The sequence below is a fragment of the Dechloromonas sp. CZR5 genome (assembly GCF_008711155.1).
Lineage (GTDB): Bacteria > Pseudomonadota > Gammaproteobacteria > Burkholderiales > Rhodocyclaceae > Azonexus.
On the sequence record NZ_VUYQ01000011.1, the window covers coordinates 23,918 to 36,145 of the forward strand.

The following is a 12,228-nucleotide window of genomic DNA, read 5'->3' on the forward strand; positions in this document are numbered from 1 at the left end:
AGCCGGGGCGCCTGCCCTGACCTGCAGCGTCGTGAGACGCCCAATTAGCGCTGCAACAAGCTGTCGAGCAAGCCAATCATCTGGTCGATCTCTGCTTCGCTGACGTTCAGCGCCGGCATGAAGCGCAGCAGGTTGGGGCGTGGCGCATTCAGCAGCAGGCCGAACGGCGTCAGCGCCAGAGCCTTCTGGACGATCTCCGGGCCACGCTCGTCGTCGAGAATCAGCGCGCGCAGCAGGCCGGAACCCCGCTCGCCCTTCAGGCCATGCTTGGCCGAGAGTTCGAGCAGGCGCTTGGCCAGGTACTGCCCCCTGGCCTCGACTTCGGCGAGGAAGCCCGGCGCCAGCATGCGCCGGACGACCGCGACGCCAACCGCCGTCATCAGCGGATTGCCGTTGTAGGTGCCGCCCTGGTCGCCCGGCACGAAGCAGCAGATCGCTTCGCGGGCCAGCAGCGCAGCCAGCGGCACGCCGCCGCCGATGCCCTTGCCGAGCGTCATGATGTCCGGGGCGATGCCCGCATGTTCATAGGCGAACAGCTTGCCGGTACGGCCAACACCGGTCTGCACCTCGTCGACGATGAGCAGGATGCCGCGCGCTTCGGTCAGCGCGCGCAGGGCCTTGAGAAACTCCAGGTCGGCCGGGATCACGCCGCCCTCACCCTGCACCGGTTCGAGCATGACGGCAACCGTCTTCGGCCCGATCAGTGCCTCGACCGACGCAATGTCGTTGTAAACCGCCTTCGGGAAGCCGGATACCTGCGGAGCGAAGATCGTGTCCCAACCGGCCTTGCCGGAAGCCGACATGGTAGCCAGCGTACGACCGTGGAAGGAGTGGCCGAAGGTGATGATCTCGAAAGCCCCGTCGCGGTTCAGCTGCCCCCATTTGCGAGCAAGCTTGATGGCGCCCTCGTTGGCCTCGGCGCCGGTATTGGCGAAGAAGACGCGGTCGAAGCAGGAGTTGTCGGTCAACAACCCGGCCAGTTCGACCATCGGCCCGTTGTAGAAGGCCGGGCTGGGATTGAGCAGCTTGCCGGCCTGTTCGGTCAGCGCGGCGGTGATTTCCGGCGGGCAGTGGCCAAGACAATTGACCGCCCAGCCCTGGATGAAATCGAGATAGCGCTTGCCCTGATGATCGAACAGCCAGGACCCCTCGCCGCGCTCGAAGACGAGTTCCGGACGGTTGGTGATGGTCATCAGGGAATCGGTATTGGCAGCGTGGTATTGCATGGTCGACTTTCCGTAGCGTGAAGCGGCAAGGGTAAAGACGCGATGTTACCGAATTACGGGAACCTGCGCAGAGCGAAGGCTCCCGTACCGAGTGTCGATACCCAAAAAATACCTGGCTACTGATTCTCGACAGTTGCAGATGCCCCGGCTATCGCGGCTGTCGAAACAAGTACCTTGTCCACGCGGTTCTTATCCATGTCCATGATTTCAAAACGCCAACCGGCAGCTTCGCAATGGTCGGTTGGTGCCGGGATGCGCCCCAGGGCATGCATGATGAATCCACCCAGGGTATGGAACCCCTTTTCCTCCTCACCGGGTAGCTCACCTTCAATGTCGAGTGCCGACTTCAGACGCTCGATACCGACGTCGCCATCGACCAGCCACGAGCCGTCCTCGCGTTGCAGCATGTCGCGCTCCTCCGGCCTTTCAGGTTCGGACAGTTCGCCCACAATCGCCGACATCACATCGGTAAGGGTTACCACGCCCTGAACATCGCCGTATTCATCGACGATGAGCGCAAACTGCTGTCGCGCGCGCCTGAAATTCTCCAGCAGTTGAGTCGTCGTCACCGTTTCGGGAACGAACAAAGGCGCGTGGAGTACGGACTCAATATCGGCAGAGGTAATGCAATGCCCGCCAGGCAAGGCCTTCTTGAGCAGGTCGCCCGTTTGCAGGATACCCAGGACGTGCTCAAGGCCATCGCGGCAGACCACGACGCGAGAGAACTCGGTTTCGATGATTTGCTGGCGAACGGCCTCGTCCCCTTCGTCGAGGTCGATGACAAACATCTCGCGGCGCGGAGTCATGATGGCCGGGATTTTCTGCTCATCCATCCGGAGGACATTCGACACGATTTCCTGCTCGCTCTCGTGGAATACGCCGGCTTCAGCACCTTGCTCCATCAGCACCTTGATTTCGTCGTCGGTGACCGGAGGTTCTTCCTTGCGACGAGCGCCAAGAATACTCAGGATAGCGGTCGAAGATGAGGACAGGACGACCACCAGCGGATGAGCCACCTTCGCCAGAAGCATCATGGGCCGAGCAATCAGCGAAGCGACGCCTTCGGGCGCCAGCATGGCCAGCCGTTTCGGAACGAGTTCACCGACAACGACCGAGAAATAGGTCAATGCGATCACGGTTACGGCCAGGGCAATCGACTTGGCGTGGGAGTCGAGGAGCGGGATGCCGGCCAGCCACTCGGCCAGGGGATCGGCAAGCGCCGCCTCGCCAATCGCACCGCTCATGATGCCGACCGAGGTTATCCCCACCTGAATGGTTGAGAGAAAGCTGGAAGGTTCCTGATGCAGCTTCAGGGCCGCCTCGGCCCCGATGCTTCCGTCATCCGAGAGATTTTGCAGCCTCGCTTTGCGCGAGGAGACGACGGCTATTTCGGACATGGCGAACACGCCATTGATAAGAATGAGGATGACTAGAAGAAATATATCCATGTTTGAAACCGCCCTGCGCAGTTGCTTGCGCGCGGTTTCGGTGTGAAGGGGAAATCAGTATAGCAGTTGCCATCTTCGCCCCTGTCTGCTCACCGGAGGCGATGCATCCGCTCTCGGTGAGATGGCGGATCGTCAAATCTTTAGTCGCCAAGGTCGGCAACGGTTCGGGTGCAGCCTCGGGTTGAGACACAAGACACCCTTGCATTGACGGCACTCCGACAGCGCCGCCGCCCTACATCCACCAAGGCTCCGAACCGGTATCTTCGTCGTCGGTGTCGAACCCGTCTTCTTCACGTTGATCGCGAAAAGGGTGGTCCGACTTGTGCGGGTGATGGATCGGGTCTTTGGGATTGGGGGTATCGGGTTTGATGGGCTGACGGCCCGGCAAAGTCGGCATGGACATTCCTTGCAACGATTGGAGTGCTCCGTTGGGCAGAATTCCCCTTGCAAGGTTTCACCTCATTGCAGCCGCAGGACGACGCGGTATAGTGGTGGCCCCTTTCTTCCGAGCTTTTCTCATGTTCGCAGTCATCGTCGCCCTTGTTCTGCTCGTCGCCGGCGTGGCGGTCATTTATCAGATATTGAAGAAGATGAGCGAGGACGGCGTCGACATTGCTGCACCGGGGAGTTGCAAGCGGCATGGCTGCGGTTCGTCGAAATGCGCTCCGCCGCCGGAATCGAGGGAAGCACCGTTGCTCGCCGAGGAACCGGACGGTCAGGGCAAGGCGAATTCCTGAAGGCCCGCGTCGTTGAGATGCACCTACCGAGTCACGACCATCCCGGCCAAGCCAGCCCGTTGACCGCTTAAGCGCCGGCCGCCAACCCTGCCAGCGCCGCCTCGGCGAACGCTATATCCTGCGCCTCGCTGCCGCCTGAAACGCCGATCGCCCCGACCAGGACGCCGTCGTGCTTGATCGGCAGGCCGCCGCCGAAGCCGACGAAGCGGTCGCGCTGCATCAGGCCGTGGCGCAGCATGTCCGAGCCTTTGGCCAGGCGGGCGTCCCACTTGGCTGTGGCCGGGCCGAAACTGACGACCGTGTAGGCCTTGTCGAGCGCGATGTCGATGGAGTGGAAAGGCGCCCCCGGGTGGCGTTTGAAGACCAGCGGATAGCCGGCGCGGTCGACGACGGCCACGCAGATCTTGACCCCGGCTTCGCGGGCGGCGGCGAGGGCGCCGTCGGCAATTTGTTCGGCGCTCCCCAGGCCGAGCGAGGCGATCATTTCAATGTCCATGCGATGAATCTCCGTGAGCCTCGGCGACCTGGGCCAGCAGGCGCTGTCGCCGGGTAAAGAGGAAAACGACGAACAGCAGCAGGGCGCCGCCTTCGACCAACAGGGTATGCCCCGCCCCCAGCCAGGAAGCGACGAAACCGGCGAGCAACCCGCCCAGCGCATCGAAGCCGAAGCGGGCCGAGGTGAAGAAGGAGACGATCCGCCCGCGCAGCGTTTCCGGCGCAATGCTCTGCAACACCATGTTGATGCCGACATTGCACACCGAAATGCCGAAGCCGAGGCCGATCATGCCGGCCAGCGCCAGCGGCAGCCAGGTGGTCATGGCGAAGGCGAGCATCGATACCATGCTGATCGCCACCCCGGCGACGATGGCCGACACCACGGCCGGCACCGCCTTGCGGGTGGCCAGGTAGATGGTCGACAGGAAGGCGCCGCAGCCGGCCGCCCCCCACAGCCAGCCGAGGGTCGTCGCATCGCCGGCAAACACGTCGCGGGCAAACACCGGCAGCAGCACGGCGTAAGTCGAGGCCGTCAGATTCAGGGCAATGAGCGTCAGGATCAGGGTACGGACGCTCCATGTCTGCCACGCGTACTGCAGCCCCTCCTTGAACACCTCGCCCATCGACCCCTTGGCGCGTGGCGGCGGCGTGCCGTGCACCAGCAGGATGCCGGCGATCAGGGCCAGGAACGAAAAGCCGTTGATGGCGAAGCAGAAGGCCTCCGACGTCGTGCCGAGCAACAGGCCGGCGATGGGCGGACCGACGAAGCGCCCGGCATTGAACAGCATGGCGTTGAGGGCCAGCGCGTTGGGCAGGTCGTCACGACTGCCGACGAAACTGCCGATCAGGGACTGGCGCAGCGGCGCGTCGAAACTGCTCAGGGTGCCGAGCACGAGGGCCATCAATACGATGAAGGGCGTGCCGATCCAGTCGGCCCAGGTCAGACCGGCGAGGACGAACGCCTGCACCGCCATCAGGGCCTGCACGCCGACCAGCCATTTCTTCTTGTCCTGCTTGTCGATCCAGGCACCGGCCAGCGGCCCGACCAGCAACTGCGGGATCAAGCCGCAGAAGGCGGTAACGCCGAGCAAGGCAGCCGACCCGGTCAGGCGATAGACCAGCCAGGCGAGGGCCACCTGCTGTATCCACGAGCCAAGGATCGAAACCGCCTGACCGGCGAAATACAGGCGGAAGTTGCGATGCGCCAGCGCGCGCATGCCGGCCGGCAAACGACTGGAACGCGATGGTTTGGTCATCGAAGCCAGTTCACGATCGAGGCCATCCGACCTAAGCGCCGATCAGCATCAGGACCGATAACGCTGCTCCACACAGATAGGTTCCCAAAGCACCGATGAAGCGTGCCGGATTGGGCCGCGACATGCTCGGCCAGGCCGTCAGCCCGATGACCAGCAGGAAACGGCAGATGGTGGCCGCGATGATCAGCCAGAGCGCGAGGTCGGATGGCCCGCGCCAGCCGAAGTACAGGAACATGACGGCGAGGAAAGGCGCGAACTCGGCCGTGTTGGCGTGCGCCCGAATCGCCCTGTTGAGCGGCGCGTTCTTTTCCGGCGCCGGACCGGAGCCGATGCCGCTGCGGCGGCGCAGAACGGAGACGGACAGCCCGAGCAGGAAAAGCAGGCAGCCCAGGGCGCCAATGCAATACACGATGACAGGATTCATAGTCGGCCCTCGCTGTGGATGCGTTCAGCGCGCAACGCGCCGGTAGAGCAGATAGCCCGCCAGAGACAGGGTCATCGTCGCCACGATGGCCCATGCCATCGGCCGGCCGCTGCCATCGTGAGTGTAACTGACCGCCGCGCTGGCCCACATGCCGAATCCGAATTGGCTGGAACCGAACAGCGCCGCCGCCGCACCGGCATTCTGCGGATAGCGTGCCATGAGCAAGCCGACGCAGTTGGCGCCGAGCAAACCGGTCATGCTGACCACGACGAAGAGACCGGCAATCACCAGCGGCAGCACGTCGCCGCCAAACACGGCCGCCGCCAGCAGCAACGCCCCGGCAAAGCCGCAGGCGCAGCCGATGCTGGCCATCGTGGCGGCGCCCCGGCTTTTGACCAGACGGCTGTTGGCATAGTTGGCCGCGAAGATGCCCAGCGCGTTGGCCGCGAACAAGGCGCCGTAAGCGAGTGGCGACAGTTTCTGCAAGGCGATGAAATAGAACGGACTGGCCGTGATGTAGGCGAACATCGCGGCGAACGACATGCCGCCGGCCAGCAACAACCCGATGGCGACCGGATCGAGTGCCAGGCGGCCATAGGCAGCGAAGGCAGCGGCCAGCGACATCTGCCCGCGTTTTTCGGGGGGCAGTGTTTCGGGCAACAGGCGCCAGACGACTACCAGGCTGAGCACGCCCCAGGCCAGCACGGCCGCGAAGGTGCCCCGCCAGCCAAAGCCGGCCAGCAAGGCACTGCCGAGCAAGGGCGCAAGCAGCGGCGCAATGGCCGTGACCATGGCCATCAGCGACAGCTTGCGGATCGCCTCGGTCGGCGAATAAACGTCTCGCACGACGGCCCGCGCCAGAACCGAGGCGGCCCCGCCCCCCAATGCCTGGACAAAACGGGCCAGTATCAGTTGTTCGACCGCCGAGGCCAGCATGCAGGCCAGGCTGGCCAGCGAAAACAGCGCGATCCCGGTCAACATCACGGTGCGCCGTCCGTAGCGATCGGAAATCGGCCCGTAGAACAGCATGCCGACGGCGAAGCCGGCAAGGAAGACGGTGATCGACGACTGAACAGCCTCGGGCGAAGCTCCCAGCCCAGCCGCGATGGCCGGCAAGGCGGGCAAATAGAGATCGATGGCCAGCGGCCCGAATGCGACGAGCGCGCCGAGCAGCAAAATGAAACGGCCCTCGCGGGCCGTTTCGACAGGATCAGGTGTCATCCGGGATTCTTCGTTTGGCCGCCATACCGACCCGAGACAGGATATCCCGGGCTGGAAGGCCGTGAATGTTAAAGACCGCCCAAGGCCAGGTACTTGGTTTCCATGTACTCGTCGAGACCGTGGCTGGAGCCTTCGCGGCCGATGCCCGACAGCTTGACGCCGCCGAACGGGGCGACTTCGGTCGAGATCAGGCCGGTGTTGACGCCGACCATGCCGTATTCGAGCTGCTTCGACACGCGCCAGACGCGACCATGGTCCTTGGAGAAGAAGTAGGCGGCGAGGCCGAATTCGGTGTCGTTGGCCATCTGCACGGCCTCGGCTTCGGTCTTGAAGCGGAACAGCGGCGCCACCGGCCCGAAGATTTCTTCCTTGGCGACGGCCATGCCGGTCGTCACGTCGGCCAGGATGGTCGGTTCGAACCAGGTGCGGCCCAGCGCATGGCGCTTGCCGCCGGTCACCACGCGGGCACCCTTGTCTGTGGCGTCCTTGACCAGTTCCTCGACCTTGTTGATCGCCGCATCGTCGATCAGCGGGCCTTGCGTGACGCCCTCTTCCATGCCGTTGCCGACCTTCAGACCGGCGACGGCAGCAGCCAGCTTGCTGGCGAACAGATCGTAGATGCCGTCCTGGACCAGGAAGCGGTTGGAGCAGACGCAGGTCTGGCCGGCGTTGCGGTACTTGGACGCCAGGGCACCCGCCACGGCGGCATCGACATCGGCGTCATCGAAGACGATGAACGGCGCATTGCCGCCCAGCTCCAGCGACATCTTCTTGACCGTGCCGGCGCACTGCTGCATCAGCAACTGGCCGATCGGGGTCGAACCGGTGAAGGTCAGCTTGCGGACGATCGGGCTGGACGTCATCACGCCGCCGATGGCTGAGGCCTTGCCGGTCACCACGCTGAACACGCCGGCCGGGACGCCGGCACGCTCGGCCAGCTCGGCCAGAGCCAGCGCCGACAGCGGCGTCTGCTCGGCCGGCTTGAGGATGATGGTACAACCGGCGGCGAGCGCCGGAGCGACCTTGCGGGTGATCATCGCCGAGGGGAAGTTCCACGGCGTGATGGCGGCACAAACGCCGACCGGCTCCTTGGTGACAACGATCTGGCGATCCTTGAACGGTGACGGGATGACTTCGCCGTAGGCGCGCTTGGCTTCCTCGGCGAACCATTCGACGTAGGCGGCAGCGTAGGCGATTTCGCCCTTGGCTTCGGCCAGCGGCTTGCCCTGCTCGGCCGTCATCAGCGCGCCGAGGTCGTCCTGGTTGGCCATCAGCAGGTCGAACCAGCGGCGCAGGATGCGCGCGCGCTCGGCTGCTGTGGTTTCGCGCCAGGTCTTGAGCGCCTTGTCGGCGGCCTGGATGGCGCGCTCGGTTTCGGCGGCGCCGCAGCGCGGCACGGTCGCGATGGTTTCGCCCGTTGCCGGATTGGTGACGGCGATGGTTTCGCCGTTGTCGGCACCGACCCAGGCACCATCGATATAGCAGGCCTGACGCAGCAGGTTGGGATCCTTCAATGCCAGCATGGACTGTTCTCCTTGAATGTTTTAGTAAGCCGCGCCGCTCTTGGCGGAGCCGGCCTGCTTGAATTTGTCGGCCAGGGCGACCGAGGCATTGCGCAGCAGCAAGGCATCGACACCGACCAGCAGGAAGCTGGCGCCCATCTCGCGATACCCGGCCGCGATGGTCGGATCGGCCGAGAAAACACCGGCGGCCTTGCCGGCAGCAGCGATCTGGCGAATGGCGCCTTCGACCGCCACCTTAACGTCCGGATGCCCCGGATTGCCGAGATGCCCCATCGAGGCGGCCAGATCGGACGGACCGATGAACACGGCGTCGACGCCATCGACCTTGAGGATGTCGGCGAGACCGGCCAAACCGGCGACGGACTCGATCTGCACGATCAGGCACATTTCCTGGTCGGCCTTGGCGAAATAGCCGTCCACGCCGTTCCAGCGGGCGGCACGGGCGAGCGCCGTGCCGACGCCGCGGATGCCGTGCGGCGGATAGCGCATGGCGCGCACCAGCGATTCGGCTTCTTCGGCGGTTTCGACCATCGGCACCATCAGCGTCTGGACGCCGCCGTCGAGCAGTTGCTTGATGCGGGCGACGTCGTGGTCGACGGTACGCACCACCGGTCGCACCGGGTACTGACCCAGCACCTGCAGTTGCTCGATGATGGAGCGCAGGTCGTTGGGGCCGTGCTCGCCGTCGATCAGCAGCCAGTCGAAACCGGCCGTACCGACCACTTCGGCGGCGTAGGCGTTGGCCATGCCGAGAAAGAGGCCGATCTGCGTTTCACCGGCTGCCAGGGCGCGCTTGAAGGTGTTGAGAGGCATGTCCACGGAGTTTGCTTCCTTGTCAGACGAAACGGGCGGTGATGTTGCCCAGCGGGCCGTAATCGACGTGGATGGTATCACCCGGCGCGACCTTGACCGGACGGGTGAACGAGCCGGCCAGGATGATCTGGCCCGGTTCCAGCGCGACACCGTGCGGCGCGAACTTCTTGGCCAGCCAGGAAATGCCGTTGGCCGGGTGATTCAGCACGCCGGCGGCGACACCGGTTTCCTCGATGATGCCGTTCTTGTAGAGCAGCGCGGCCGCCCAGCGCAGGTCGATGTCGAGCGGCTTGATCGGGCGGCCGCCGAGGATGATGCCGACGTTGGCGGCATTGTCCGAAATAGTGTCCATCACCTTGCGCGGCCGCTTGCTTTCCGGATCGATACGGTGGCAGCGGGCGTCGATGATCTCGACTGCCGGGGTCACGTAGTCGGTGGCCGACAGCACGTCGAAGATGGTGACGTTCTCGCCTTCGAGGCGATCCTTGAGGATGAAGGCCAGCTCGACCTCGACCATCGGATCGATGAAGCGGGAACAGGGAATCTCGGCGGCGTCCTTGTAGACCATTTCGTCGAGCAGCGTGCCGAAGTCCGGCTCGTTGATCTGCGACGACATCTGCATCGCGCGCGAGGTCAGGCCGATCTTGTGGCCGACGATCTTCTGGCCCTCGGCCAGCTTCATCTGCACCCAGGCCTTCTGGATGGCGTAGGCGTCGGGGATGGTGATTTCCGGGTGGTCCAGCGAAATCTGGCGCACCGGCTTGCGGGCCTTTTCGGCTTCGTGCAGGCGGCGCGCAGCCGCTTCGATGATGTCTTGGCTGAGCATCTTTATCTCTCCTCTGTCAGTTTTTCTTGTAGCGGGGGTGAATGTTGTTTTTCTTCCAGGTGCCGGCCTCGCTGAACTCGGCGATTTCCATCGACAAGGCCAGTCCGTGGCGTTCAAAGAAGGCGGCGAAGTGTTCGCTCAACATCGCGAACAGTTCGTCGCCGGTCTTTTTCCTGGCTTCGTCGGAACGCCCGGCGCCGATCTTCAGCGTGGCGTGCACAAAGGCGTCGCTCGATTGGGCGCCGTCGGCCACGCAGTAGTCCTTGAGCCAGATGACGCGGGAGCGGATGCCCCCGGTCGGATAGACCCCACCCTGGTCAATGAGCACCTGGTTGGATTTCCGGAGCAAACCCTTGATGTCGGCTTCCGCCACATCGAGGTTGTCGGTGATTTCATAGATCAGATGGGGCATTCCTCGCTCCTTGCGCGAATCAGGAAACCGGCATTTCCATGCCGACGCCGCGGGCCAGCGGCGGGATGCCGGCGACCGGCAGATTGACGACGACCTGGCCGGTCCCCGAGCTTTCGAAGTAGGGGCAGACGATCTCGGCCTTGCCTTCGTACTTGTCCCAGCCGATGGCGCCGAACAGCATGGCGGTGTCGTGCATCTTGCCTTCGCCGGTGCAGTACTGGGCGTACTCGGGCAGCATGCGCAGGAAGGTATCCCACTCGCCGCCTTCCCACAGTTGCAGGGCGCGCAGGTCGACCTGCTTGTTGAATTCGCGGCTGATGGTATTGAAGCCCTGCTCGACCAGGCGGTTTTCCCAGATCTGGTGCGACATCGAGCCGCTGGCGACGATGGCGACGCGGCAGTTGCTACGGGCGACGGCCTTGGCCAGCGCCTCACCGAGAATGCGCGACTCCTCCAGCGAGCCAAAGGTGCTCCAGCCGGCGATCGAGACAACCTTGATCTTGCCTTCCGGGTTCATGTAGCGCATCGGCAGGATGGTGCCGTACTCAAGGTCGAGGGAAGCGACTTCGTGGGCGCGGGTCTTGACGCCCATGGCCGTGGCTTCCTCGGCGATCATCCGCCCGAGTTCCGGGTTGCCCGGGAATTCGTAGGGCAGGTCCTGGATGAAGTGCGGGAACTCGTGGCTGGTGTAGTTGCCTTTGTGCACCGCGTTGTTGTTGATGTGGTAGCCGGCGTTGACCAGCCAGTGCGTGTCGAACACGATGAAGGTGTCGACGCCGAGCTCGACCGCGCGACGGCCGAGCTCGCGCTCGGCGTCGATGGCGGCCTGGCGGCAGCCGTGGGCCGGACCCGGTTGTTCGGAAATAAGCATCGAAGGCACATGTGTGCACTTGATGGCCATGACGATTTCACCCATGTTGCTGTCTCCCTTTGATGGTGTGGAAAGTGTTCACGGTTGGGGGTGAAGGTGGCTTTACGCTCTTTAGTTAGACGGGAAAGACGACATTGATCTGGCCGGTACCGGACGAACCGAAATACGGGGTGACCACTTCCGCCTTGCCCTGGTAATCCTCGGCACCGAGTACGCCAAGCAGCATGGCGGTGTCGTGCATCATGCCTTCGCCGTGGCACTTGACCGCGTACTCCGGCAACATGCCGCAGAAGGTCTTCCAGTCGCCGTTCTTCCAGAGTTCGACGACATGGTGATCGATGGTTTCCAGGAACGGGTCCCAGACCTTGTGCAGGAACTGCTCGGACACGCCGTTCTGGGCGAAGCGGTGCGAAAGCGAACCCGAAGCCAGCACGGCGACATTACCCTCGAACTTTTCCTCGATGGCCTTGCGCACGGCGCGGCCCAGTTGGATCGAATCGGCCAGGTTATGCACGGTGCACAGCGCGGAAACCGAGACGACCTTGAACTGCTTGTCCTCGTTCATGTAGCGCATCGGGACCAGCGTGCCGTACTCCAGCGCCAGGCTGGTCGCATCGTGGGCGCGGGTATGCACGCCGGCGGCGGTCGCCACGTCGGCGATGGCGTGACCGAGTGCCGGGTTGCCTTCATACGAGAACGGCATGTTCTTGATGAAGTGCGGCAGTTCGTTGGAGGTATAGATGCCCTCCCACGATGGCGCGCAGTTGATGTGATAACCGGAATTGACCAGCCAGTGCGTGTCGAAGACGACGATGGTGTCGACGTTCAACTCACGCATGCGGCGGGCGATTTCCTTGTGGCCGTCGATGGCCGCCTGGCGGCAGCCCTTGTGCGGCCCGTCCAGTTCCGACAGATACATCGACGGAACGTGGGTGATCTTGGCGGCAAGTACGAGTTTTCCCATGATATGTCTCCT

General features: G+C 63.8%; 14 protein-coding genes. 1 reads left to right on the plus strand and 13 read right to left on the minus strand.

Annotated elements, in window-relative coordinates; translation table 11 throughout:
* Positions 1-44: 44 nt before the first annotated feature.
* From F1002_RS19145 to F1002_RS21080, 3 genes are all read right to left on the minus strand, one after another.
* Positions 45-1,226 carry an acetylornithine transaminase gene (locus tag F1002_RS19145; protein WP_150430650.1) on the minus strand — a complete coding sequence of 394 codons (1,182 nt, stop codon included), beginning with the start codon at positions 1,224-1,226 and terminating at the stop codon, positions 45-47.
* Between the two features lie 116 nt (positions 1,227-1,342).
* Entirely contained in the window at positions 1,343-2,674 is a 1,332-nt protein-coding gene (locus F1002_RS19150) for a hemolysin family protein (protein ID WP_150430651.1), read from the minus strand.
* Positions 2,675-2,906: 232 nt separating this feature from the next.
* The gene (locus tag F1002_RS21080) at positions 2,907-3,071 is read right to left on the minus strand and encodes a hypothetical protein (protein ID WP_191090476.1); all 165 of its coding nucleotides are present in this window, start codon (positions 3,069-3,071) and stop codon (positions 2,907-2,909) included.
* A gap of 121 nt (positions 3,072-3,192) precedes the next feature.
* Here F1002_RS21080 and F1002_RS19155 point away from each other — a divergent pair, with 121 nt between their 5' ends.
* Positions 3,193-3,411, plus strand: a complete 219-nt coding sequence (locus tag F1002_RS19155; RefSeq protein WP_150430652.1) for a hypothetical protein — start codon at positions 3,193-3,195, stop codon at positions 3,409-3,411.
* 67 nt (positions 3,412-3,478) lie between these two features.
* On the opposite strand, the gene F1002_RS19160 is transcribed toward F1002_RS19155, so the two are convergent.
* The 10 genes from F1002_RS19160 to hpaD (F1002_RS19205) form a co-directional block, all read right to left on the minus strand.
* Complete coding sequence (locus F1002_RS19160) at positions 3,479-3,907, minus strand: heme-binding protein (protein ID WP_150430653.1); 429 nt, start codon at positions 3,905-3,907, stop codon at positions 3,479-3,481.
* Complete coding sequence (locus F1002_RS19165) at positions 3,897-5,162, minus strand: MFS transporter (RefSeq protein ID WP_150430654.1); 1,266 nt, start codon at positions 5,160-5,162, stop codon at positions 3,897-3,899. Before F1002_RS19165 ends, F1002_RS19160 begins: the two co-directional genes overlap by 11 nt.
* Before the next feature lie 31 nt (positions 5,163-5,193).
* Positions 5,194-5,586 (minus strand): MAPEG family protein, encoded by a 393-nt coding sequence (locus tag F1002_RS19170; RefSeq protein WP_150430655.1) that lies wholly within the window; start codon positions 5,584-5,586, stop codon positions 5,194-5,196.
* Positions 5,587-5,610: 24 nt separating this feature from the next.
* On the minus strand, positions 5,611-6,807 hold the full coding sequence (locus tag F1002_RS19175; RefSeq protein WP_150430656.1) for a Bcr/CflA family multidrug efflux MFS transporter: 1,197 nt from the start codon (positions 6,805-6,807) through the stop codon (positions 5,611-5,613).
* A 68-nt stretch (positions 6,808-6,875) separates the two neighbouring features.
* Complete coding sequence (locus F1002_RS19180) at positions 6,876-8,330, minus strand: NAD-dependent succinate-semialdehyde dehydrogenase (protein WP_150430657.1); 1,455 nt, start codon at positions 8,328-8,330, stop codon at positions 6,876-6,878.
* Positions 8,331-8,351: 21 nt separating this feature from the next.
* A complete protein-coding gene (locus tag F1002_RS19185) occupies positions 8,352-9,143 on the minus strand; it encodes an aldolase/citrate lyase family protein (RefSeq protein ID WP_223879697.1) in 792 nt (263 codons plus the stop codon).
* A 22-nt stretch (positions 9,144-9,165) separates the two neighbouring features.
* On the minus strand, positions 9,166-9,969 hold the full coding sequence (gene hpaH, locus F1002_RS19190) for a 2-oxo-hept-4-ene-1,7-dioate hydratase (protein WP_150430659.1): 804 nt from the start codon (positions 9,967-9,969) through the stop codon (positions 9,166-9,168).
* Between the two features lie 16 nt (positions 9,970-9,985).
* Positions 9,986-10,381, minus strand: a complete 396-nt coding sequence (locus tag F1002_RS19195) for a 5-carboxymethyl-2-hydroxymuconate Delta-isomerase (protein WP_150430660.1) — start codon at positions 10,379-10,381, stop codon at positions 9,986-9,988.
* 19 nt (positions 10,382-10,400) lie between these two features.
* Positions 10,401-11,297 carry a 3,4-dihydroxyphenylacetate 2,3-dioxygenase gene (hpaD, locus tag F1002_RS19200; RefSeq protein ID WP_150430661.1) on the minus strand — a complete coding sequence of 299 codons (897 nt, stop codon included), beginning with the start codon at positions 11,295-11,297 and terminating at the stop codon, positions 10,401-10,403.
* A 70-nt stretch (positions 11,298-11,367) separates the two neighbouring features.
* Entirely contained in the window at positions 11,368-12,216 is an 849-nt protein-coding gene (gene hpaD, locus F1002_RS19205; RefSeq protein ID WP_150430662.1) for a 3,4-dihydroxyphenylacetate 2,3-dioxygenase, read from the minus strand.
* Positions 12,217-12,228: the final 12 nt, after the last annotated feature.